This is a genomic window from Vibrio mytili, from assembly GCF_049563345.1.
GTDB lineage: Bacteria > Pseudomonadota > Gammaproteobacteria > Enterobacterales > Vibrionaceae > Vibrio > Vibrio mytili.
Window position 1 is genome coordinate 299,453 of record NZ_CP110481.1, and the last position, 23,409, is coordinate 322,861.

The 23,409-nt window shown below is 45.1% G+C and carries 20 protein-coding genes; 9 read left to right on the forward strand and 11 right to left on the reverse strand.

All coding sequences use genetic code 11. The features are described from left to right. Nucleotides 1-149 precede the first annotated feature (149 nt). From cgtA to folA, 4 genes are all read left to right on the forward strand, one after another. Nucleotides 150-1,325, forward strand: a complete 1,176-nt coding sequence (gene cgtA / locus ONE56_RS01460; protein ID WP_041156759.1) for an Obg family GTPase CgtA — start codon at nt 150-152, stop codon at nt 1,323-1,325. A 299-nt stretch (nt 1,326-1,624) separates the two neighbouring features. Further along, on the forward strand, nt 1,625-2,428 hold the full coding sequence (locus tag ONE56_RS01465; RefSeq protein WP_331437166.1) for a threonine/serine exporter family protein: 804 nt from the start codon (nt 1,625-1,627) through the stop codon (nt 2,426-2,428). After that, nucleotides 2,425-2,898 carry a threonine/serine exporter family protein gene (locus ONE56_RS01470; protein WP_423840128.1) on the forward strand — a complete coding sequence of 158 codons (474 nt, stop codon included), beginning with the start codon at nt 2,425-2,427 and terminating at the stop codon, nt 2,896-2,898. Before ONE56_RS01465 ends, ONE56_RS01470 begins: the two co-directional genes overlap by 4 nt. A 9-nt stretch (nt 2,899-2,907) precedes the next feature. After that, nucleotides 2,908-3,390: a type 3 dihydrofolate reductase gene (folA, locus tag ONE56_RS01475; protein ID WP_331437164.1), complete on the forward strand. Its 483-nt coding sequence runs from the start codon at nt 2,908-2,910 to the stop codon at nt 3,388-3,390. An 81-nt stretch (nt 3,391-3,471) separates the two neighbouring features. Here the strand turns inward: folA and apaH are convergent, their stop codons facing one another. From apaH to lptD, 6 genes are all read right to left on the reverse strand, one after another. Beyond that, nucleotides 3,472-4,278: a bis(5'-nucleosyl)-tetraphosphatase (symmetrical) ApaH gene (gene apaH / locus ONE56_RS01480; protein WP_041156757.1), complete on the reverse strand. Its 807-nt coding sequence runs from the start codon at nt 4,276-4,278 to the stop codon at nt 3,472-3,474. 11 nt (nt 4,279-4,289) lie between these two features. Then, the gene (gene apaG / locus ONE56_RS01485; protein ID WP_041156756.1) at nt 4,290-4,670 is read right to left on the reverse strand and encodes a Co2+/Mg2+ efflux protein ApaG; all 381 of its coding nucleotides are present in this window, start codon (nt 4,668-4,670) and stop codon (nt 4,290-4,292) included. A gap of 70 nt (nt 4,671-4,740) precedes the next feature. Beyond that, on the reverse strand, nt 4,741-5,550 hold the full coding sequence (rsmA, locus tag ONE56_RS01490; protein WP_041156755.1) for a 16S rRNA (adenine(1518)-N(6)/adenine(1519)-N(6))-dimethyltransferase RsmA: 810 nt from the start codon (nt 5,548-5,550) through the stop codon (nt 4,741-4,743). Beyond that, a complete protein-coding gene (pdxA, locus tag ONE56_RS01495) occupies nt 5,547-6,545 on the reverse strand; it encodes a 4-hydroxythreonine-4-phosphate dehydrogenase PdxA (protein ID WP_041156754.1) in 999 nt (332 codons plus the stop codon). Before pdxA ends, rsmA begins: the two co-directional genes overlap by 4 nt. Then, nucleotides 6,535-7,824 carry a peptidylprolyl isomerase SurA gene (gene surA / locus ONE56_RS01500; protein ID WP_041156753.1) on the reverse strand — a complete coding sequence of 430 codons (1,290 nt, stop codon included), beginning with the start codon at nt 7,822-7,824 and terminating at the stop codon, nt 6,535-6,537. Before surA ends, pdxA begins: the two co-directional genes overlap by 11 nt. Nucleotides 7,825-7,883: 59 nt before the next feature. After that, nucleotides 7,884-10,229 (reverse strand): LPS assembly protein LptD, encoded by a 2,346-nt coding sequence (gene lptD / locus ONE56_RS01505; RefSeq protein ID WP_041156752.1) that lies wholly within the window; start codon nt 10,227-10,229, stop codon nt 7,884-7,886. Between the two features lie 170 nt (nt 10,230-10,399). Between lptD and djlA the strand changes: the two genes are divergently transcribed. Beyond that, complete coding sequence (djlA, locus tag ONE56_RS01510) at nt 10,400-11,257, forward strand: co-chaperone DjlA (protein WP_331437162.1); 858 nt, start codon at nt 10,400-10,402, stop codon at nt 11,255-11,257. Between the two features lie 140 nt (nt 11,258-11,397). Here djlA and ONE56_RS01515 read toward each other — a convergent pair whose 3' ends face one another. From ONE56_RS01515 to leuA, 5 genes are all read right to left on the reverse strand, one after another. Further along, entirely contained in the window at nt 11,398-12,180 is a 783-nt protein-coding gene (locus ONE56_RS01515) for a DUF547 domain-containing protein (RefSeq protein WP_331437161.1), read from the reverse strand. 298 nt (nt 12,181-12,478) lie between these two features. Beyond that, nucleotides 12,479-13,081, reverse strand: a complete 603-nt coding sequence (leuD, locus tag ONE56_RS01520; protein WP_041156749.1) for a 3-isopropylmalate dehydratase small subunit — start codon at nt 13,079-13,081, stop codon at nt 12,479-12,481. 11 nt (nt 13,082-13,092) lie between these two features. Beyond that, a complete protein-coding gene (gene leuC, locus ONE56_RS01525) occupies nt 13,093-14,511 on the reverse strand; it encodes a 3-isopropylmalate dehydratase large subunit (protein WP_041156748.1) in 1,419 nt (472 codons plus the stop codon). A gap of 74 nt (nt 14,512-14,585) precedes the next feature. After that, nucleotides 14,586-15,677, reverse strand: a complete 1,092-nt coding sequence (leuB, locus tag ONE56_RS01530) for a 3-isopropylmalate dehydrogenase (protein ID WP_423840129.1) — start codon at nt 15,675-15,677, stop codon at nt 14,586-14,588. A gap of 79 nt (nt 15,678-15,756) precedes the next feature. Continuing rightward, on the reverse strand, nt 15,757-17,304 hold the full coding sequence (gene leuA / locus ONE56_RS01535) for a 2-isopropylmalate synthase (protein WP_041156746.1): 1,548 nt from the start codon (nt 17,302-17,304) through the stop codon (nt 15,757-15,759). A 425-nt stretch (nt 17,305-17,729) separates the two neighbouring features. On the opposite strand from leuA, the gene ONE56_RS01540 reads away from it, so the two are divergent. From ONE56_RS01540 to ONE56_RS01555, 4 genes are all read left to right on the forward strand, one after another. Beyond that, on the forward strand, nt 17,730-18,278 hold the full coding sequence (locus tag ONE56_RS01540) for a phosphatase PAP2 family protein (protein WP_423840130.1): 549 nt from the start codon (nt 17,730-17,732) through the stop codon (nt 18,276-18,278). Between the two features lie 3 nt (nt 18,279-18,281). Continuing rightward, nucleotides 18,282-19,331: an MJ1255/VC2487 family glycosyltransferase gene (locus tag ONE56_RS01545; protein ID WP_423840131.1), complete on the forward strand. Its 1,050-nt coding sequence runs from the start codon at nt 18,282-18,284 to the stop codon at nt 19,329-19,331. A 565-nt stretch (nt 19,332-19,896) separates the two neighbouring features. After that, nucleotides 19,897-20,856, forward strand: coding sequence for a LysR family transcriptional regulator CalR (gene calR, locus ONE56_RS01550; protein ID WP_041156743.1), 960 nt, complete (start codon nt 19,897-19,899; stop codon nt 20,854-20,856). Between the two features lie 311 nt (nt 20,857-21,167). Further along, the gene (locus tag ONE56_RS01555) at nt 21,168-22,964 is read left to right on the forward strand and encodes an AMP-dependent synthetase/ligase (RefSeq protein ID WP_423840132.1); all 1,797 of its coding nucleotides are present in this window, start codon (nt 21,168-21,170) and stop codon (nt 22,962-22,964) included. Nucleotides 22,965-23,409 lie beyond the last annotated feature (445 nt).

The window sequence follows — 23,409 nt, forward strand, 5'->3', positions numbered from 1 at the left end:
TTTTTTATTTATGGGTAGTCAGTCGGCATATCGAAGCTTCTCGTTTGAATCCGTAAGGGTTTTAATCTGGGAGCTTAGATCTGTCATCTGCTAAAATTGTCTGATGACAAAGTAGATTTAAACCACGCACGAAGTAGTCGGAGTAAAAGATGAAGTTCGTAGATGAAGCGGTTGTAAAAGTTCAGGCTGGCGACGGCGGTAGCGGCGTTGTGAGTTTCTGGCGTGAAAAATTCATCACAAAAGGTGGTCCTGATGGTGGCGATGGTGGCGATGGTGGCGATGTATACATCCAAGCCGACGAAAACCTCAATACTTTGATTGATTACCGTTTCCAACGCTTTTACGAAGCAGAGCGTGGAGAGAATGGTCGTGGTGGTAACTGTACTGGTAAGCGCGGTAAAGATATTGTGCTGCGTGTGCCTGTGGGTACTCGTGCGGTTGATATCCACACCAATGAAATTGTTGCCGAAGTTGCAGAACACGGCAAAAAAGTGATGGTTGCCAAAGGTGGCTGGCACGGATTAGGGAATACGCGTTTTAAATCGTCTGTAAACCGAGCGCCTCGTCAAAGAACGCTGGGTACCAAAGGTGAAGTCCGTGAGATTCGTTTAGAACTGCTGTTATTGGCAGACGTTGGTATGCTTGGTTTGCCGAATGCTGGTAAATCTACCTTCATTCGTGCGGTGTCAGCAGCAAAACCAAAAGTGGCGGATTACCCGTTTACAACTTTGATTCCAAGCTTGGGCGTCGTCAGTGTCGTGCCAGAAAAAAGTTTTGTCGTTGCAGATATTCCTGGCTTGATTGAAGGTGCTGCTGATGGGGCTGGCCTGGGTATTCGATTCTTGAAACACCTAGAACGCTGTCGTGTCTTGCTACACATGATCGATATAATGCCGATTGATCAATCTGATCCGGTGCAAAATGCACTGACGATCATTGATGAATTGGAGCAATACAGTGAGAAGCTTGCTGAGAAACCTCGTTGGTTGGTCTTCAACAAAGTAGACTTAATGCCAGAAGAAGAAGCGAATGAAAAGATCCAAGAGATCTTAGATGCGCTAGGTTGGGAAGACGAATACTTTAAGATTTCGGCGATCAACCGTTCGGGCACGAAAGAGCTTTGTTATAAATTGGCCGACTTTATGGACAATCTACCTCGAGAAGAGGAAGAAGTGGCTGAAGAAGATAAAGTCAACTTCATGTGGGATGACTACCATAAAGATGCCATGTCAGGTAAAGACGTTATCACTGAAGATGACGACGATGACTGGGATGATTGGGACGACGAAGATGATGACGGACACGTTGTTTATGTTCGTGACTGATCAGGCGAACTGATAATCAGTCTGAATTACTGTCAAAAGTGATACTGAATCGAAAATATTTTATTGAGCCGCAATGTCTATTGCGGCTTTTTTTTTATCTATGTCATATTTAGACGATGAAATTTACGGCACAATCATACATCTCAAGATGCTTGAGTAGAGAGTGACTTCTTTGAATACTTGGCTTAACGATTGAGTTGACGATCTGGTTTTGGAGATTTAGCCATTCTCACCTCATGCCTCTATCAATTAATCGGGTATCACATCAATATAGACCCTAAAAGGAATTAGACGTATCTATGGCTCTGGAAACGATATCGCCTGTCGATAGTAATGTATTGGATCAAAGGGCGATTTCTCGCCTTGTTGCTCATGCTGGACAAATGTTATTGGCTCATGGCGCAGAAAGCACGCTTGTGAGCGACATTATGCGCCGTATTGGTCATGCATGTGGCATGAGTGAAGTGGCAGTCGCCTTATCTGCTAATGCACTGGTTGTCACAACCGTGATGGACGGACACTGTATTACCACTACTCGTAGCTGCGCTGATCGCGGCATTAACATGCGTGCGGTGACCCAAATCCAACGTATTTGCATTATGATGGAACGCGGATTATTAGATGCGAACATGGCGCAGAAAAAGCTCAACTCGATCAGTCCAGAACGCTACAACCGCTGGCTTGTAGTGGTTATGATTGGTTTGTCGTGTGCCTCATTCAGTCACTTGGCTGGCGGAGACTGGAGTGTTTTTATGATGACGTTTCTGGCATCGGCTGGTGGCATGATAGTGCGTCAGGAAATAGGGCACCGACATTTTAATCCACTTCTCAACTTTGCTTCGACTGCCTTTGTGACCACATTAATCTCCGCACAAGCAGTCATCTTTGACATTGGTAATCTTCCAACCGTTGCGATGGCATCCTCTGTGTTGATGCTTGTACCCGGCTTCCCATTGATCAACTCTGTCGCTGATATGTTAAAAGGCCATATTAATATGGGCATTGCTCGTTTTGTTATGGCAAGTTTACTGACTCTGGCGACATGCTTAGGCATCGTCGCTGCAATGAGTGTCACTGGGATTTGGGGATGGGCAGTGCAATGAGTATTTTTGATTTAGCTTTGGGGCTACTGAATGACATGTTTTTTGCCTCCATTCCTGCCGTTGGCTTTGCGTTGGTGTTTAACGTACCGCAGAGAGCGTTAGTTTATTGCGCGGTTGGCGGGGCAATAGGTCATGGTAGTCGCTACTTGATGATGCAGTTTGGTGTGCCGATAGAGTGGGCGACGTTCTTTGCCGCAACCTTGGTTGGGATGATTGGCGTGCATTGGTCGCATCGCTTCTTAGCTCATCCCAAGGTGTTTACCGTTGCTGCCTTAATTCCAATGGTGCCTGGCGTCTTTGCTTATAAAGCCATGATCGCGATGGTAGAAATTAATCACCTGGGCTATTCGCCAGAGTTGATAGCCACCTGTATGGAAAATTTCCTTAAAGCCATGTTCATTATTGCAGGATTAGCCGTTGGTCTTGCTGTCCCGGGGCTGTTATTCTATCGCCGGAAACCGATAGTATAGGGAAAGAATATGATCATTAGTATGATTGCCGCAATGGCGGATAACCGTGTCATTGGTAAAGACAATCAAATGCCTTGGCATCTTCCTGCAGATTTTGCTTGGTTTAAGCGATGCACCATGGGCAAGCCCGTTGTCATGGGACGCAAAACTTATGAGTCGATTGGGCGCCCATTGCCTGGTCGTTTAAATATCGTGATCAGTCGAGATGAATCACTGACCATTGAAGGCGTGACAACCGTGACGTCTATTGACCAAGCATTCGAAGCCGCAGGGGATGTGGAAGAAGTAATGATCATTGGCGGTGGCGCGATTTACGCGGCGTGCTTACCAATGGCGAAAAAATTGTATGTGACGCATATCGAGGCGCATATAGACGGCGATACTCAGTTCCCTGATTGGGGAGACGAGTTTAAAGAGACGTATTCGGAAGCATATAAAGCAGACGAAAAGAACGCTTACAACATGCTTTTTACGGTATTGGAAAAGCAATAGTTAACAGTCGGAAGCGATAGAACAGAAAAGCACCGCGACATACGGTGCTTTTTGTTTATCAGGTATTTGGAATCTGAGGGCTTAATTTAACGCCTCTTGACTGAACACTTGCTTATCTTCCCAGCGAATCATCGTCAGGCTTCCTCCCCAGACACAGCCAGTATCCAACCCAATCACTTGTTCGCCGGAGTAACCTTGCAGCGCTGCCCAGTGCCCAAACAATACGGTTTTACCCAGAGCGACTCTCTGCGGTAAATCGAACCAAGGCAGTAATTCATTACCAGACAGTTGGCTAGGAGGCAGTTTGCAATCCATGTCTAAGCGGCCATCGCTAAAGCAAAAACGCATGCGTGTAAACGCATTAATGATGTAGCGGTAGCGATCTAACCCTTGCAATGAGTCATCCCAGTAATCCGGAGTATTGCTGTACATGTTGTGCAGTAGCCAAGGCAAATCATCGCTCTCTAACAGGCTCTCGACTTCACGGGCACATTGGCGTGCTGTGGCTAAGTCCCATTGTGGCGATACGCCTGCATGACACATAACAAACTCGTCATGTTCTGCAAGGAGTGGTTGTTGACTTAACCAATTTAACAACTCATCTCGATCGGGCGCAGAGAAAATCGCGGCAGTTTTGTCCTTATCTTTAAGCTTTTTAATGCCGTGCGCCACCGCAAGTAAGTGCAGGTCATGGTTACCCAGCACGACTTTGGCGCTGTTGCCTAACGATTTGACAAAACGTAACGTTTCTAATGATTTTGGTCCTCTGGCAACGAGATCACCAGCCAACCAAAGTTGATCATGTTCAGGAGAGAAAGATACTTGTTCTAAGAGTCGCTGCAATTCATCGAAACAGCCTTGAATGTCACCAACGATATAGGTTGCCACTTGATCTCCAGTTAATTTAATACATTTGGAACCGCAAGACGGAAAGGTTCAATCTCTGTCGTGAACTCTTGGCCGTTTTCATCGAGTAATTTGTAGTGGCCTTGCATGACGCCAACGGGTGTCTCTAACGCCGTTCCACTGCTGTAAGTGTATTCGTCATTACTTGGGATAAAGGGCTGTTGACCAACGACACCATCACCTTCAACCGTCATTTGCTTACCGTTAGAATCAGTAATCAACCAGCGGCGACTGATCAGTTGTACGGTTTGCTGACTGAGATTTTTGATTGTAATGATGTAGGCAAAAACGTAGCGATGCAGTTCTGGGTTCGATTGTTCTGCGATGTATTTAGTGTGAACTTGAATTTTGATACAAGGTTGAATGACGTCCATGTGCACTCCCTGAATTACTGAGTAATGCAATATGCCAAGCCCACTGGATTTGGCATATTGTTGTTCGAGTTTAACGCTGTGGGTTATCGGCTAACCAGTTAGCCATTGCAACAAATTGTTCCAGCGTCAGGTTTTCTGGACGCATGCCCGGGTTTACGCCTAGCTCTTCTAGCACTTCAGTACTTAACAGCGATTTGTAACAGTTACGAACAGTCTTACGACGCTGATTAAAGCCTTCGCGAACGACACGATCTAACAAACGTAGATCTTTGGCTGGACATGGTAGCTCTTCGTAAGGGATTAGACGTACAACGGCTGAATCCACTTTTGGTGGCGGTACAAATGCTGTTGGTGGCACTTCCAGTACTGGTACCACTTTACAATAGTACTGAGCCATCACTGTCAGGCGGCCATATGCTTTACTGCCTGGGCCTGCTGCAAGACGGTTTACCACTTCTTTTTGCAGCATAAAGTGCATGTCTTGTATGTCTTTATGAAACTCAAAAAGGTGGAACATCAATGGTGTTGAAATGTTGTACGGTAAGTTACCAAAAATACGTAACTTATTGTTTGGCTTCACAAGTTGTGTGAAGTCAAAGCGCATCGCGTCACCTTCATGAATGGTCAGCTTATCTGCCAGTTCAGGATGGTTACGTAAACGTTCTGCCAAGTCTCGGTCTAGCTCAATAACAGTGAATTTGTCTACTTCGCGACCAACAGGCTCTGTAATGGCACCAAGACCAGGACCGATTTCAACCAGGTTTTGGCCCGATTTTGGGTTAATTGCTGATACGATACCATCAATAATATATGGATCGTTCAGGAAGTTTTGACCAAAACGTTTACGCGCTTTGTGTCCTAAATGGACATCATTTCTCATTGTTTTTTCTCTACTAAATCTATCGCATGCTTGAGCGCTGTTCGGAAACTCCCTGTATCCGCTTGACCTGTCCCTGCCAGATCGAGTGCCGTACCATGATCAACCGATGTTCTAATAAAAGGTAGACCAAGCGTAATGTTTACCGAACGGCCAAAGCCTTTGTATTTTAATACTGGCAACACTTGATCGTGGTACATGCCTAAAACAGCATCAGCATCGTTTAAATATTTTTCGTTGAAAATGGTATCTGCCGGCAATGGGCCGATCAGGTTGATACCTTTTTCGCGTCGAATCTTTTCTAGAGTCGGAGTGATGGTCTCGATTTCTTCATGCCCTAAGCAGCCATCTTCACCAGCGTGCGGATTTAATCCGCATACGTAGATATTTGGTTGTTTGATAGCAAATTTTTCTACTAAGTCATGATGAAGAATATCGATGATTTTTTCCAATCGTTCTTCTGTGATCGCTTTTGACACATAAGCCAATGGAATGTGCGTCGTCACCAGAGCGACTCGCAGCCCTTCAGTCGCGAGCATCATTACTACGAGCGGCGTGTTAGATTTTTCAGCAAAGAATTCTGTATGCCCACTGAAAGCAACGCCTGCTCTATTGATCACCCCCTTATGTACAGGGCCGGTGACAATAGCATCAAATTCATCATTCATACAGCCCAAAGCGGCTCTTTCTAACGTTTTTAGCACGTAGTGCCCGTTGGCTTCATTGAGTTGTCCAGCGACAACTTTTTCCGCGATATCGACGTGGTCAACGATAAGGGTGCCGGCTTTTTGAGCGGTCGGCGCTTCTTCTGCATTGTAATCAGCGAGTTGAACGTCGATGCCAAGTGATTCAGCCCGTTCCATCAACATATTTTTGTCTGCACAGACCACGATTTGGTGCGCCCAGTCTTCCTTAGAAAGAGCCAGCACTAAATCAGGGCCGATGCCCGCAGGTTCTCCTGAGGTAACGACAATTCTACGAATCGAATTAGTTGCCATTGTTATCACCCACGATTTCAACAAACGCGCTGGCACGTAGCTCTTGCATCCATGCACCTGCTTCTTCATTAAACTTACGGCTAAACAGCATTTGGTAAGCTTTATTTTTCATTGCTGAGTCAGTACGGTCGACTTTACGGCGGTCTAGTACTTCAACAATATGCCAACCGTGAACGGTTTTAAATGGTTCACTGATTGAGCCGACTGGCAATGTCTCTACTTGGTGTTTGAACTCTGGCACGTAAAGATCTGGAGTTTGGTAACCTAACTCACCATTTTGCGCCGCAGAGCCAGGATCTTGGCTGTATTGAGAGGCGAGTTGAGCAAACGTAGCTTCGCCTGACTTGATGCGACGAACGAACTCATTTAACTGCTTTTTAGCCCCTTCATCGCTCAAAATGACGGTCGGTTTTATCAGAATGTGACGGGCATTCACTTCGGTCACAGCAACGGTTTCTAGACCTTTCACATCATCAATTTTTAAGATGTGGAAGCCCACACCGCTACGAAATGGGCCAATGATTGTTCCTTTGTTTTGCATTTTGATTTGGTCAGCAAAAATGGTTGGCATTTCTTCTTTGCGCATCCAGCCCCAATCACCACCTTGTAACGCTTTTGGACCTTTTGAATAGGTGTAAGCCATTTCGGTAAAGTCTGCACCCTGAGCCAGTTTTTGAGCTAGCTCGTTTGCTTCTGCTTCGACCGCAGACTTATCTTTATCATCAGAGAAACGTAATTGAATGTGACTGATTTTGTACTGTACTGAGGCGTTGGTTTGCTTCGAGAGTTGCTCAGCTAGGTTATCCACTTCTGCTGGTAAAATGTTAATGCGTCGACGCACTAACGCATTGCGTGCTTCTGAAGCGGCGATTTCTTTACGAATTTGCTCTCGAAATTCTGAGTAGCTGATCCCTTCGCTTTGTACAGATGCGGTAAGTTGCTCCACGCTCTGGTTGTTGTTGCGTGCAATTTCTGCGATCGCTTGATTTAAGCGACTGTCATCAACACGCACACCAATGCGATCGGCTTCTTGGCCTTGCAGGGTATCAATGATCAGCTTTTCTACCACTTGGTCTTTCAAAACACTCGTAGGGGGTAAGCTCTTACCATTTTGACGAGCGTTGGCCTGAAGTGTTTTCATCGCAGTATCGATATCGCTTTGTAGAATGACACCGTCATTAACGATGACTGCAACCTTATCAAGCTCTACTGGTGCTGCTACTGCTCCGCAAGCGTAAGAGAGTAGGGTCGTGAATAAGATTGATTTCCAAATTTTCATTTAAAATTCCGTCAGTATTTTTTAAGAAGCGTCTTACTATACTCAGACGCTTAATTCGATTAATTGTTCAGATAGAATGGACGACCATACTTGATCGCGTTATCAGACCCGCCGAGTTCTTGTTCTGCCGTCTCAGAGCGTTTATTGGTCGCAAAGCCTTGAATGCCGAAGTTGACGCCGAAGTTATTCTCGTATTCCGCTGAAGAACCATCACTACCAATGGCTTGATTTTCCCAGCCTACCAATTGGTTTGCATACGTAAATCCAATATACCAACAATCAGATTGGTAGCGCAGGCTGGCGAGCCATTCCAAATCCATATTTTCATTAAGGTCGTAGTAATATTGACCACTTGCCGACCAGTTAGGATTGAACTCATACGCGCCCACAATACCAGCTTGAGAAATACCTTTGCGTGTAATCGTGTCGAGATTCTCAAGAATGATGGTATCTTCAATGTATTCGCGGGTGACATAACGATAGTTACCCTGAATGAAGCCTCGATTGAATCGATACTCCATGGTGCTGTTGGCCAGTTGCATCTCACTCAAGTCGATATCGTACTGAACACCACCATGATAGAACAGGTAATCGTTATAGTTGAACTCTGCTTCTACCGCCCACGATGAGTAGTTAGAGGTTTCATCTGGCAGGTTAGTACTGTTGCTCAGTTTGGTCTTTTTATCAAAATAGTAAATTTGACCAAATGAGACATTTAGGCGCTCTTTGTAGTCGTCATCAAAAAAGCGCGTGCTGGCACCATAGCTCAATTGATTCGCTGAGGCGACCTTATCGATACTACTGTATTTTCGGCTGCGGAATAGACCGTAATAGTCGGTTTGCAGCAACGTAGTGTCATAGTTATAGATATTGGATTGATCTTCTTTGGGTACATACAAGTACTGGATTTGCGGTTCCAGTGTTTGTGTATAGCCATCAACCAAACTGGTGTCTCGCTCTAAGTAAAGTTGAGCATGAGAGCGAAACTCAGGAATAACACGCGAGACTTGCTCGTCAAGTTGGTTCTTTAATGCGACGTCGGTTAACCCGCTTAAATCTTGCGAATAATAGGTGGAAAGGGCGCGTGCTTCGGTTGTCCATGAGGCCCAAGAGGTCGTTAATGGTACAGTGAAACCAGGTTCGATGTGAACACGAGTGGCATTTGGTCGCGCGGTATCATCGGTTTCAAAGCGGCTGACCTGGCTTTTTACATCAAATTGGAACACATTGCCCCAAAGCGGCCCGTAGTAGTTCAGATCCAACTGAGGCATGACGCGATAAGGTTGGTTCTCCCTTTGGAGTAATACCTGAAAGTCGCGTGCACTTAATGCCGCATCCCAGAAATCAGAACGGTACTGAACCTTACCACTTTGCATTAATTGACCGTCTTCTCGGTTACCAATATCAGAGTCTAAGTCAATAAAGTAGTTAATATCACTGACTTTTGAGTAGTCGATATCGACAACCCAATGCTTGTCGATAATGCCCTCATGCGTATATTGATAGCCCCAACGAGCCTCATCTTCATACTTTCTATCCTGGTTGAGATATTCACCTTTGAGCCCGCCTTTTCCCCAGCCATCGGTAAGGTAGCGAAAATCTGCATCGAGTTTTGTACCACGCTGTTGCATGTACAGAGACGTCAGGGTTAGATCGTACTGAGGCGCAATGTTCCAGTAGTATGGGATTTCAACTTCCATGCCGTCACTTGAACCGTATGACACCGAAGGAAACAAGAAACCCGATTTACGAGTGTCACCAATCGGCATGGTTAAATAGGGCACGTAAATAACGGGAACATCGAGAATTTCAAATCGAGGATGATGTAACGTCGCGGTCTCTTCATTTTGATCCACATCGATGCCCGATGCGACGAGGCGCCAAGAGTTATCGCCTTCTGGACAAGATGTGATAGAGCCGTCTTCTAATTCATAAACTGATTGGCCGGTTCGTGCGATATAAGCTGCGGTCCCGCGACCTTGTTGACAAGTAAACTGGTATTCAGTGTTCTCAAGTGAAAACGTATCTTTATTGATATCATTCGTCGCGCGGTCAGAACGCGCTTTAACTTGTCCATCGTCGAAAGTCACGTTACCTTCTGCAACCACAACATTATCTTGTTGGTGCAGAGTGACATTATCAGCGGTGATTTTTTTAGCCCCTTGGGTGATTTTTACATTACCTGAGTATTGTGCTTTGTCACCATTGATCGCTTGTAGTTGGTCAGCTTCGACCACGACAGGGGTGTTGAGCGTGTCCTCTTCGCCACTTGTTTCGACCAAACATTGATCTGTGGTGGGCATTTCCTGCACACTATCACCAGTATTTGCGTCGGCTTGAGTCGTGGGTACAAACAGGGCGGTGCTAATAGAGGCCGCTAAAAATGTGCGGGAGAGACGTTGCATTGAATTGAACTTTCCTTTGTCACTGCTACTCGATGGCTATAGGGCTTGGTGTACCTTAATGGAATAGCCTAGCCGAAATAAAACTAATTCCATTATCATAAAGGAAATCGTTGCATCCAGCACTATAAGACCGCGGTCGTTGATAAAAATTCATTGATAGAGAACACATAATGCATATTTTTGGCAAAATTCTTGGGGCATTCTTTGGTTTGTTATTTGGTGGGCCGCTTGGTTTGCTGTTTGGCTTGTTTATCGGGCATCAGTTTGATAAAGCCCGTCGCTTAAGACAGGCCGGATTCTCTGCCGGTGGTTTTGGTTCTGGCCCAAGTCAGGCGCAGCGTCAGGAAGAGTTTTTTAAAGCCGCATTCTCAGTCATGGGACATGTGGCAAAATCGAAAGGGCAAGTAACCAAAGAAGAAATTCAGTTAGCGTCCGCGATGATGGATCGCATGAACCTTCACGGTGAACACCGTCGAGCGGCACAAGATGCGTTTCGTGATGGTAAAGAAAGCCATTTTCCATTAGAGGATGTGCTCGAGCGTGTCAAAATTTCTACCGCAGGACGTTATGATTTACTGCAATTTTTCCTCGAACTGCAAATCTCTGCGGCGTTTGCTGACGGTGAAATTCATCCTAGCGAACGCAATGTGTTACACAAGATTGCGCGTGGTTTAGGTTTTTCCTCTGAGCAGCTCGAACGCCGTTTGCATATGCAAGAAGCGGCATTTCGTTTTCAAAGCCAAGGTGGCTTTCATGGTCACCAAGGCCAACATCACTCTTCTGGTGGCGGTTGGCAGCAAGCGTCTCAGGCAGATCAATTGGCGGATGCATACAAAATCTTGGATGTCGCTGCCGATGCAGACAGTAAAACCGTGAAGCGTGCTTATCGCAAATTGATGAATGAACACCATCCAGATAAGTTGATGGCGAAAGGTTTGCCGCCGGAGATGATGAATATGGCTAAAGAAAAATCGCAAGAAATTCAAAATGCGTATGATTTGATTAAAAAGGTCAAAGGCTTTAAGTGATCTCGAATTTTCTATCAAAGATGAACAGCAAAAGGGCACATTGTGCCCTTTTTCGTGCCCGCTTTGGTTTTGGGGTTACTGGTGACCTAAAGCGATTCAAGTGGACTAAAACTATTCAAGCGGACAAATCTTGTTAAAAATCAGTTGGCTTGATTCAAGCTCCAATCGTAGTCGTAGGTCACTCGACCAGAAAAACTGTTGTACTGCGGGGCGTATTTTCTAATGTGGTCAAACACTTGCGCTTCACCCCCAAAGTCTGCTGCAAACCAATCATAAATTGAGGAGAGTTGTGCGTTGTTCCCCTGAATTGATACGCCTTTATCACTGTTTATAAAAGCTTTTGCCGCGTTGTCTAACAGAACTTGAGTGTTGTTGGCGGTAAACGCTTGTTGTTGTAAGTTCGGGCAGCCCAAGCTAGCACAATTGACGGCATAGTGGGTTCTAGGGTCTTGCCAGATGGGACGAAGGATTCGGTGTTCAATGTCATTTAATGTCAGTGACTTACCATTAATACTCACCACCTCATCATCCCAGGGACCAAAACTAAACAGTCCGCCTAATTTTGTGATCGACTGGATAGGGTAATGGTCCAAAATAAGATCGACGGTGAGCGCGTTATACAGGTTTACCCAGTAAGCGTATTGCTCAGCTTTTCGGTATTGTCTAGGATCGAGATTAGAAAGGCGTTGAATATATCGCTTAAGCTTTGTTTGATCTGCGGTCGACACTGAGCGGTAGCGAAATAGGGTGTTTTCCCCTTGAGTTACAAGATAATTATCGAGTATCTGCTGCCATTCCTGATGAGAAACGTGCGTTGGATTGGCTTCATCGGATTGATTCCAATACGGCCATAGCTCTGCCTTGGGGGCGGCAAAAACAGCACAAGAAAATAGGGTACATAACAACAATAAAAGGCGTTTCATAGAGATATCTACTGTGGAATTTGTTGTTAGTGTAGACCTGTTTCGTCCTTGTTTTCTTTCATCTACACATAATACTAATCGTCGTAAATAACTGGTCATTCTAGCTTGTTAAAATACTCGATAACTTCGTTGCAATTTTTGATTGTAGAATAACTACTTACCGAAAAATTGCGCCTTGTTCTCAAGCATTTTTCCTACGCTATTTTTGATCACTTATTTACTGTGATTGGTATAAAAACGAAAAAGGCTGACAATCGTCAGCCTTGTGCTTATATCATTGCTAGAGAATCAACAGCGCTTAGCGTAGAAAACTAGGAATGTTCGCTTCGTATTCCGAAATTTTATCTTCATGTTGAAGCGTTAGCCCAATGTTGTCTAAACCATTCAACAAACAGTGACGACGGAACTCATCAATTTCAAAGCTGTACTCTTTGCCGTTGGCACGAACCACATTGGCTTCTAAATCGACTTCTACTTCTGCCCCTTCGTTGGCTTCAACGAACTGGAATATTTCATCCACTTCTTGCTCAGTCAAACGTACCGGCACCATTTGGTTGTTGATTGAGTTGCCGTAAAAAATATCGGCAAAGCTCGGTGCGATGATGGCTTTGATGCCGTAATCCGCTAGTGCCCAAGGTGCGTGTTCACGAGAAGAGCCACAACCGAAGTTCTCACGTGCGAGTAGGATAGAAGCGCCTTGGTAACGCGGTGCGTTCATCACAAACTCAGGGTTTGGCTGTTCGCCAGCATCATCAAGGAAGCGCCAGTCATGGAACAGGTGTTTACCAAAACCTAAGCGAGATACTTTTTGTAGGAACTGCTTTGGAATGATGGCATCGGTATCGACGTTGGCGGCATCCAGAGGCACAACCAAACCAGTGTGTTGTTTAAAACCTGACATGATTGTTCTCCCTAGTCCTGTTTATCAAAAATGGTGAATTCGCGAATATCAACAAAGTGACCAGCAATCGCAGCGGCTGCGGCCATTGCAGGGCTAACCAAGTGTGTGCGTCCGTCACGGCCTTGACGACCTTCAAAGTTACGGTTTGAGGTTGATGCGCAGCGCTCTTGTGGGCCTAAACGGTCATTGTTCATTGCTAGACACATTGAACAGCCTGGAAGACGCCATTCAAACCCTGCTTCTTTGAAGATGACATCCAAGCCTTCCGCTTCTGCCTGAGCTTTTACTTGCTCAGAACCAGGAACAATAAGTGCTTGAACGTGTGAGGCGACTTTACGACCTTTTGCTACTGCTGCAGCGGCGCGCATGTCTTCAATGCGTGAGTTGGTGCAAGAGCCAACAAACACTTTATCAACCGGATAGTCAGAGAGTGACTTACCAGCTTCTAAGCCCATGTATGCCAGTGCTTTTTCCGCGGAGGATTTCTCTACGGGATCGGCAAAGCTTTGTGGAGATGGGATCGGTTGATCCACCGCGATTACCTGACCTGGATTTGTTCCCCACGTGACTTGTGGTTTGATGTCTGCTGCGTTCAAAGTGACCACTGCATCAAATTCAGCGTCGTCGTCTGTTTTTAGGGTTTTCCAATACTCTACGGCAGCGTCAAAGTCAGCGCCTTGCGGCGAGAATTTACGGCCTTTAATGTATTCGAAGGTGGTCTCATCTGGCGCAATAAGGCCAGCTTTTGCACCTAGCTCGATGGCCATGTTACACACGGTCATACGGCCTTCCATAGAAAGGTCGGTAATGGCTTCACCACAGAACTCTACTACATAACCAGTGCCGCCAGCGGCCGTCGTTTCACCAATGATGGCAAGCACGATGTCTTTTGCGGTAATACCCGGAGCCACTTTGCCTTTGACTTCGATCTTCATTGTTTTCGCACGCGCTTGTTTTAGCGTTTGAGTGGCTAACACGTGTTCAACTTCAGAGGTGCCGATACCAAACGCCAACGAGCCAAATGCACCATGGGTTGCGGTATGAGAATCACCACACACGATAGTCATGCCAGGTAGGGTAATGCCTAACTCTGGGCCCATAACGTGAACGATGCCTTGGTATTTATGATTCAGGTCGTAAAGCGTCACACCAAACTCTTCACAGTTTTTCGATAGCGTTTCCATCTGGATTCGCGCCATCTCACCTGAGGCGTTAATGTCTTTGGTCGTGGTTGAAACGTTATGATCCATCGTTGCGAACGTTTTGCTGACCTGTCGCACTGGGCGGCCTTTCTCTCGCAAGCCGTCAAAAGCCTGTGGAGAGGTAACCTCGTGTACCAAGTGACGATCGATGTAAAGAATCGGGGTTTCCCCTTCTGCTGCGACGGCAACGTGCGCGTCGTAGACTTTTTCGTATAGTGTTTTGCCCATTATCACTAATCCTGTGTGTAGCACCTGAGAACGGCTCATCAGGTGCGAATAATTATTATCAATCTAGTTCTGGTTTATGAGTTCAAGATGTACTCTGCAATTTTTTCGCCCATTTCTGAAGTGCTTAGCGCAGGATTGTCTCCGGCCAGATCGCCCGTCAGTTCGCCAGCAGATAGCGCTTTAGATACCGCAGCTTCGATATCTTGCGCTGCCGCTTCTTCACCCAAGCTGTAACGGAGCATCAGAGCTGCTGAAAGAATCTGTGCCACTGGGTTGGCGATGTTTTTACCTGCGATGTCAGGCGCACTGCCACCGGCTGGTTCGTAAAGGCCAAATTTGCTTTCGTTTAAGCTTGCTGAAGGCAGCATACCCATAGAGCCTGTGATCATCGCACACTCATCAGAAATGATGTCACCAAAAATATTTGAACAGAGCATCACGTCAAACTGCGCTGGGTCTTTAATTAGCTGCATGGTAGCGTTGTCGATGTACATGTGTGACAGCTCAACGTCTGGGTAGTCTTTGGCAATTTCTTCCACTACTTCACGCCATAGGATCGAGCTTTGAAGTACGTTCGCCTTGTCGATCGAGCAAACTTTCTTACGACGTAGACGAGCAGATTCAAAGGCGATTTTAGCGATACGCTCAATTTCAAAACGGTGGTAGACCTCGGTATCGAACGCTTTTTCAGTTGCGCCTTCACCTTCACGACCTTTTGGTTGGCCGAAGTAGATACCGCCAGTAAGCTCGCGCACTACTACAATATCGAAACCACGCTCGGATATGTCGGCACGTAATGGAGAGAACGCTTCTAGGCCACTATGAATTTGAGCTGGACGTAGGTTACAGAACAGTTGGAAGTGCTTACGAAGTGGCAGCAACGCGCCACGCTCTGGCTGATCGTTTGGTGGTAAGTGTTCCCATTTTGGACCACCAACAGAACCAAACAGAACTGCATCAGACTCTTCACACGCTTTTACTGTGCTCTCTGGCAGTGGCGTGCCGTGATTATCGATAGCAATGCCGCCGACATCGTGCTCATCGCGCTCAAATGACAAGCTGTGCTTTTTCTCGATTGCATCGAGCACTTTGTGCGCTTGTGCCATCACCTCAGGGCCAATACCGTCACCAGGTAGAACGGCAATTTTGTATGATTTGTCTGTCATGTTAATCCTTTAATACTCTAATATTTAAGCTTAATTTTTATCAAATTAGTTCAGTCCTGAGCGGTGTCGCTCCGGAAAATTATACCGCCGCGATTTTCTTTCTCTTCATCTCTTCAATTTCATCTGCGCGATGAATGCTGTTGATTACATGAAGTAGCGCCTGGCCAGAAGCTTCAACGATATCGGTGGATACACCGGTACCATGGTATTTGCGTCCTTTGTAATTGGCGATGATGTCTGCTTGGCCTAAGCCGTCTTCGCCTTCGCCTTTCGCGGTTAAGTCGAACTTATCTAGCACAATGTCGTAACCTGTGACGCGGTAGATGCATTGGTATAGCGCATCTACTGGGCCATTACCCACCGCTGCTTCAGACATTTCCTCATCACCACATTGTATTTTAATGCTGGTGGTTGCCATCACACTACCAGATTGTACGCTCAAGTAGTTTAATTTATAGAAGTCATCTTCTTCACGTAGATTCGAGAAGTGCATTAAGGCTTCGAGATCGTAGTCGAATACTTGTCCTTTACGGTCAGCCAGTTTCAAGAAATCGGTATAAAGTGCATCTAGGTTATACTCATCTTCTTTATACCCCATGCTGTCCATGTGGCTCTTCACCGCTGCTCGACCACTACGGCTTGTCAAGTTTAGTGCTTGATTTTTAAGACCAATTGACTCAGGCGTCATGATTTCGTAGGTGTTTTTATTTTTAAGCATACCATCTTGGTGAATACCTGAAGAGTGGCTGAATGCATTGGCCCCGACAATGGCCTTATTACTTTGAATTGGCATATTACATAGTTGGCTAACCAACTTACTCGTGCGGTGAATTTCGTCATGTTTGATGCCCGTGTGGACACCCAATAGCTCTTGTCGGGTTTTAATGATCATCGCAATTTCTTCAAGCGAACAGTTGCCTGCACGCTCACCGATGCCGTTGATGGTTCCTTCAATTTGGCGAGCACCTGCTTGTACTGCAGCGATGGAGTTGGCAACCGACATGCCTAAATCATCATGGCAGTGGACTGATATGACCGCTTTATCGATATTAGGTACACGGTTAAATAGGTTTTGAATGATACCGCCGAACTCGCTTGGAACGGTGTAACCTACGGTGTCTGGAATGTTGACTGTCGTGGCACCTGCATTGATTGCGGCTTCCACCATACGGCATAGGTTATCGATTGGAGTACGGCCTGCATCTTCACACGAAAACTCAACATCATCTGTGTAGTTACGCGCATGTTTGACGGCGTTCACAGCCATTTCTAGCACGTCGTCATAGCTACGGCGAAGCTTATCTTCTACGTGGATAGTGGAAGTGGCCAAAAACGTGTGGATTCGAAATTGATCCGCGACTTTCAATGCTTCAGCTGCTGCATCGATGTCTTTGGCAACGGCACGTGAAAGCGCACAAATACGGCTATTTTTGATATTTTTAGCAATGGTTTGCACTGACTGGAAATCACCAGGAGAAGAGATTGGGAAGCCTGCTTCGATGACATCAACGCCTAGCCTTTCCAGCGCATAGGCAATTTGCAGTTTTTCCTTAACCGTCAAGCTTGCTGACAACGCTTGCTCGCCATCACGCAAGGTGGTGTCGAATATAATGACTTGATCATTCATGTTTGCTTCCTTAGTGATTTCTACACTTTTTGTGTGAGTTAATCGTTTACTTCCAGTATTTAGATATAAAAAAACCCGCATTGACATGCGGGTTTTTTGAAGACGTTGTGGTTATTTTTCTTCCACAGCCTACCCGCGCGAACTGGTCACGATCAGGAGGAGGCTAAGCAGGATAGAAAAATGAGCTGACATAGTTGTTAAGCTTTCCACGAAATTAAGTTAACAGAATTAGTACCGCACTCAGTGGAGTACGTCAACCCTAAAGTGAATTTTTTACTCTTATCGGATGAGTCAGTCAAAGATGCTACGTGTTTTGATACTGGATCTTGCTGTCATCAATTCTCCAACATCCCGTCATTTACCTGTCACCTAAATCGCCTAATTTTTCTACAAGGGCATTGCCTGCGTAAGTAAGGATAAATCAGATGAGAACCATTGAGTCAATTGCACATCCATTCACGAAGATAGCGAAGCTGGATCTCGCGGTATCAAGTGTTTGTCTTCAGCATCGCTTTAATCAACCCGTTGCCAATGTTAGCAAAGCAATTTCTCACAGCGGTGATGGACACCTCTACCTCGCCCTTGGGTTGGTTGCTTGGCTTGTGGATAAACAATATGGAGCGATATTTTTACTCTCTGGCTTATTGGCTTTTGTCATTGAGTTACCGATTTATTGGACGTTGAAAAACAGTTTTAAACGTCGCCGTCCAGAAGAGTTGAACGCGTTACTGCCTGCTTTCATTACCCCTTCTGATCGCTACAGCTTACCTTCAGGACACACTGCTGCAGGTTTTGTGATGGCAACTCTGATTGATCACTACTATCCAGGTATGGGTTCTGCCGCGTTCATTTGGGCCAGCCTGATTGGTATGTCACGTATTCTTCTGGGGGTACATTTTGTGACCGACGTGATGATTGGTGCTCTGTTAGGAAGCGTCTGTGGTGGCTTAGCGATAATGATGGTAGGGGCGTAACTTATGAAGATACTTTACGGTGTTCAGGGGACGGGAAACGGTCATATAGCTCGCGCCAGAGCCATGAGCCACGCGTTTAAATCTCATGATGTTCAAGTGGATTTTTTATTTTCAGGTCGAGCACCAGAAAAGTATTTTTCGATGGAAGACTTTGGAGACTATCAAACACGTCGAGGCTTTACTTTTATTACCCACAAGGGAGCTGTTAACTACACAAAAACGGCGCTGCAGAATAACCTCATACAGTTTTGTAAAGAGGTCAATCAATTGGATTTATCCTCCTACGATTTGGTTCTTAATGATTTTGAACCGGTGACGGCATGGGCAGCTCGCAAGCAGAAAAAACCATGCATTGGTATCAGCCATCAAAATGCCTTCCGTTATCCAGTTCCGTTAAAAGGGGCGAGTTGGTTAGATAAATCAGTCATCCAGCACTTTGCTCCGTCGCAACATTACTTAGGTCTTCATTGGTATCACTTTGATCAACCATTATTGCCTCCTATCGTGCATACGAACAACAACCAAACGAACAACGATAACTTTGTACTGGTTTATTTGCCTTTTGAATCGATAGAAGACATCGGTGATCTGCTGTTTCATTTCAATCAACAATCGTTTATTTGTTATCACCCGGATGTGATTGAGCCTGAATACATTGAAAATATTGAGTTGAGACCGCTTAGCCACACAGATTTTCAGCATCACTTACATCAATGCAGTGGTGTGATTGCCAATGGTGGGTTTGAGTTACCTTCGGAAGCACTTTCGTTGGGTAAAAAGCTATTATTAAAACCCTTATCTGGGCAGTTTGAGCAACAAAGTAATGTGGCGACGCTTGAAGAATTGGGGCTTGCGATGTCGATGAGCAGCTTAGACATTTCAACTGTGCGTTTATGGCTTAAAGAGCAACAGGCGGAAAGTGTCCATTACCCCGATGTTGCCCAGGCGATCGCGCAGTGGGTCTTGCAGGGGGAGTGGGATTCGCAAGAAATGCTTTCCAAGCAACTTTGGGAGCAAGTTGACTTTCCGAGTTACGTTTCTCCAAACCTTTAGCTCCCTTAACCTCTCTAATTCTCCTAAACGATAAGGTACCAACCCTCCCTATCTTGTCATGGAAATAAGTAGCAACTTAACCTGCTTAAGTTGCTGCAGTCTTATGCTCACCACATTATTTCTATGCATTGTCTTTGTGCGGTTTCCCTGATGTCTCTAAAACAATTGATTGATGCGACTTTAGGGTACGGTGGGTAAGAATAATCGTCATTAATAATTTTAACTAAATTTTTAATTTGCCATCAATAGACTCGATGGCGGTAGGGATGCTCTGAGAAAGGCGTTTTAGAGTTTTTTATATTTTAGTTAACTTATTGATTATTTTTGTTTATTGGTCGTGTTGGCTAAAATTTAGTGATTAAATATCAAACGAGTTGCGAATTACTGACCAATTAGTTGATAGTACATTTCAAGCCGGAATCATCTGGTCAACAAATATAATAAATGATTCATTTTTGGTTATGAACAAGCGCAGAACTCGTGAGCTCCGGTTGCGAAAAAATGTGGCTCTAAGCGCTGAGTATTCATTGTGCCAAATTGACGATTACTAAAAGAGACGCACTCCATGTCAGATAAAAAAGATGCGATGAGCGCAATTGCTAGCTACCGTATGGAAAGCACATTGCGCGGTGTCGATTTGAACCTTTTGACCGTATTTGATGCGGTAATGCAAGAGCAAAATATTACCCGTGCAGCACACAATTTGGGTATGTCGCAACCCGCTGTAAGTAATGCGGTTGCGCGATTAAAAGTGATGTTTAATGACGAGTTGTTTATGCGCCAAGGGCGAGGCATTCAACCTACGCAACGTGCTCGTCAGTTATTTGGCCCTATTCGCCAAGCATTGCAGTTAATCCGTAATGAACTCCCAAGCTCAGTTTTTCAGCCTGAGTCGTCAAATCGGTTGTTTAAGCTCGCGATTTGCAGCCCATGTGATATGCGCTTTGCACCGAAAATCATGTCGAAAGTGCACCAGCAAGCGCCAAATGTTCAATTGCATTTAGATGCCGAGTTTGACCGTCTTTTGTCTGAGCGTATGCGCTATCAAGAAATCGACTTTGTGATTGATTATGCTCGATTTGATGAACAAGGCTTCTCAAGTACAGAAATTTTTAAAGATGAGTTGGTCGTGATCGCCTCTAAATCGCATCCGCGTATTCAAGGTGGTGTGAGTGCAGAACAGCTCATTAATGAAAAGCATGCAAAACTATCAAAAGTGCATGGTCAACGCAGCTTTTCTGAACAAGCTTACCGTGAACTTGATTGCTTAGCTTCATACCAAGGTTCAAGTTTAAGTAATCTACTGTATGTCGTTGGACAGTCTGAGTTGGTGACCATTGCACCGCGTTGGATGGCCGAAAACGCAGTGAACAGCGATCAGTTACAGATCCTTGATTTGCCATTTGCGAACAAAGAGATCGGTGGTTACTTAAGTTGGCACGAGTCGAGTGAAAAAGACAAAGGTCACATCTGGCTACGCGATCAACTGATGATCATTTGTGGCGAAGTCATCGCGACTAAGTAGTTCATCTGATTGAAAGTTGAGCTTTTACACTAAACTTGTCAATTATTCACAATAAAGTCATCAATTTTTACAATAAAATGCCCCTAAAAGGTGTGAACTTTTTAGGGGCATTTTAGTGTCTTTATTGTAAGTGAAAACAATTAATTAAGGGCAGTTTACCGTTGCCATTTTACTTCGAAATAGACGATGTTGGTGATGTTCGTCGCTAATGAGGTGGAAGTTTGATATCGGTCAGTTGTGTTTCGAAAGGTTGTGAGTACACTTGTTCGCTCAATTAGCTTACGCCTGTAAGCCAAAAGGTAAGTGAAGAAATGGCCAAATTAGATTTTCATATTGTTAAATGTATTCGTGAACAAATTGCAAACGGCGGCTCTCGCGTTGCGCTCAAACACAAAGTGGGCGATGAATGGCAAGGGATGACTTGGACGCAATTTGGTCAGCAAGTTGATGGGGTATCGCTTGCACTTTTGGCTCAAGGATTGAGAGTTCAGGATAAAGTTGGCATTTTCTCTAACAATATGCCGCAGTGGACCATTGCTGATTTTGCCGCATTGCAATTACGTGGTGTCACGGTTCCTATTTATCCGACGAATACCGCCGCTCAGTCTGCGTATATTCTCGATAATGCCGACGTCAAAGTACTATTCGTCGGTGAGCAAGCACAGTTCGATGCCGCGGTGAGTATCTTCGAACAGTGTCCTCAACTCGAGTTGGTGGTTGCCATGTCAGACAGCATCGAGCTGGGTGAGCATGAATTTGCGATCAGTTGGCAAGCCTTTATTGCCAGTGGCGAGCATCAGTATCAAGTCGAGCTAGATGAGCGCTTATTGCAGGCACGATCAGACGATTTACTTACCCTGATTTATACCTCTGGCACAACTGGCCAGCCTAAAGGTGTGATGTTGGATTATGCCAATATCGCGGCACAACTTGATGGTCATGACCAGCGCTTAAGCTTATCTCAAGATGATGTTTCACTGTGTTTTTTGCCACTTTCACATGTATTTGAACGCGCATGGACATTTTATGTTTTGTATAAAGGAGCAACCAACTGTTACCTGCAAGACACCATGCAAGTGCGAGATGCGCTGAGCGAAGTACGTCCAACCGTAATGTGTGCGGTTCCGCGTTTCTATGAAAAAATCTTCTCCGCGATTCACGAGAAAGTGTCTCGTGCGCCAATTCACCGTAAAATTATGTTTACCTGGGCAGTCAATATGGGCGCAAAAATGGCGTTGTGCCATCAGGAAAAACGTAAGCCATCTTTGTTACTGCGTAAATCTCACGCTCTGGCCGATAAGTTAGTAATGAGTAAGCTACGAGCTTTACTTGGCGGCCGCATTAACTTCATGCCGTGTGGTGGCGCTAAGTTGGATGAGACAATCGGTCGATTCTTTCATGCCATTGGTATTAACGTGAAGTTGGGCTACGGTATGACAGAAACCACAGCAACGGTGTCATGCTGGGATGACCAAGCCTTTGACCCTGATTCTATTGGCATGTCGATGCCCGGTGCGCAAGTCAAAATAGGCGAAAACAACGAAATCTTGGTGCGAGGTCCGATGGTGATGCGTGGTTACTATAAAATGCCACAAGAGACCGAGAAAACATTCGACGAACACGGTTTCTTAAAAACCGGTGACGCGGGTCATATTGATGAAAATGGTAATCTATTTATTACTGATCGAATCAAAGAACTGATGAAAACGTCGGGTGGTAAGTACATTGCACCACAAATGATTGAAGGCGCGATTGGTAAAGACCATTTTATCGAACAGATTGCAGTGATCGCTGATACACGTAAATTTGTTTCGGCGCTTATCGTGCCATGTTTTGATTCGCTGGAAGAGTACGCGAAAGAGTTAAACATTGCCTATCACGATCGAGTTGAACTGATTAAGCATCACCAAGTGGTGGAAATGCTGGAAAAACGTGTGAATGAATTGCAGAAAGAGCTGGCTAAATTTGAACAGGTGAAAAAGTTTAAATTACTACCCAGATCCTTTTCCATGGACGATGGTGAATTAACGCCAACTCAAAAACTTCGTCGTAAAGTGATCAATGATAAATACCAGGTTGAAATCGAAGAAATGTACAAAGAAAAGTGATAATAATCGCAGTTAAACTCAGTTAGATTTCAGATTGATGAAAAATTCCCCACAGTGATTGCTTATCGCTATGGGGATTTTTTTATGTCAGTGCTCCGTCTATGTTGTACTGTCAGGAGCGATTGTTTTGTCATCACTATCGCACTAGTCTTGAAATAATATGCTCTTTTGAAGTCGCACCATCTTTTATCGTGCTGTCTATGCTTCATTCTTTGGCGGCTATCCCTTCAAACTCTCTCATCTTCGGTATGTTGTTGAAAAGTGTGACTTGAATCACATTAGACCCATTGATAATAAAACGTTACATTTGTTGGGTAACCTTGCGGTATGTTATGACAATCGCAAGACATAGCCGAAAACGTTGAAGTATTTCGATTAGGCTACGAATAAGCCCTAAACTATGTGAAACCAGACCAATCCGTTGACCTTACGGACAGGGTACTGG

Bases quoted from the DNA above. Each gene is read 5' to 3' on its own strand.
- cgtA (WP_041156759.1), top strand. From the start codon at position 150: ATGAAGTTCGTAGATGAAGCGGTTGTAAAAGTTCAGGCTGGCGACGGC.
- ONE56_RS01465 (WP_331437166.1), top strand. From the start codon at position 1,625: ATGGCTCTGGAAACGATATCGCCTGTCGATAGTAATGTATTGGATCAA.
- ONE56_RS01470 (WP_423840128.1), top strand. From the start codon at position 2,425: ATGAGTATTTTTGATTTAGCTTTGGGGCTACTGAATGACATGTTTTTT.
- folA (WP_331437164.1), top strand. From the start codon at position 2,908: ATGATCATTAGTATGATTGCCGCAATGGCGGATAACCGTGTCATTGGT.
- apaG (WP_041156756.1), bottom strand. From the start codon at position 4,670: ATGGACGTCATTCAACCTTGTATCAAAATTCAAGTTCACACTAAATAC.
- rsmA (WP_041156755.1), bottom strand. From the start codon at position 5,550: ATGAGAAATGATGTCCATTTAGGACACAAAGCGCGTAAACGTTTTGGT.
- pdxA (WP_041156754.1), bottom strand. From the start codon at position 6,545: ATGGCAACTAATTCGATTCGTAGAATTGTCGTTACCTCAGGAGAACCT.
- surA (WP_041156753.1), bottom strand. From the start codon at position 7,824: ATGAAAATTTGGAAATCAATCTTATTCACGACCCTACTCTCTTACGCT.
- lptD (WP_041156752.1), bottom strand. From the start codon at position 10,229: ATGCAACGTCTCTCCCGCACATTTTTAGCGGCCTCTATTAGCACCGCC.
- djlA (WP_331437162.1), top strand. From the start codon at position 10,400: ATGCATATTTTTGGCAAAATTCTTGGGGCATTCTTTGGTTTGTTATTT.
- ONE56_RS01515 (WP_331437161.1), bottom strand. From the start codon at position 12,180: ATGAAACGCCTTTTATTGTTGTTATGTACCCTATTTTCTTGTGCTGTT.
- leuD (WP_041156749.1), bottom strand. From the start codon at position 13,081: ATGTCAGGTTTTAAACAACACACTGGTTTGGTTGTGCCTCTGGATGCC.
- leuC (WP_041156748.1), bottom strand. From the start codon at position 14,511: ATGGGCAAAACACTATACGAAAAAGTCTACGACGCGCACGTTGCCGTC.
- leuB (WP_423840129.1), bottom strand. From the start codon at position 15,677: ATGACAGACAAATCATACAAAATTGCCGTTCTACCTGGTGACGGTATT.
- leuA (WP_041156746.1), bottom strand. From the start codon at position 17,304: ATGAATGATCAAGTCATTATATTCGACACCACCTTGCGTGATGGCGAG.
- ONE56_RS01540 (WP_423840130.1), top strand. From the start codon at position 17,730: ATGAGAACCATTGAGTCAATTGCACATCCATTCACGAAGATAGCGAAG.
- ONE56_RS01545 (WP_423840131.1), top strand. From the start codon at position 18,282: ATGAAGATACTTTACGGTGTTCAGGGGACGGGAAACGGTCATATAGCT.
- calR (WP_041156743.1), top strand. From the start codon at position 19,897: ATGTCAGATAAAAAAGATGCGATGAGCGCAATTGCTAGCTACCGTATG.
- ONE56_RS01555 (WP_423840132.1), top strand. From the start codon at position 21,168: ATGGCCAAATTAGATTTTCATATTGTTAAATGTATTCGTGAACAAATT.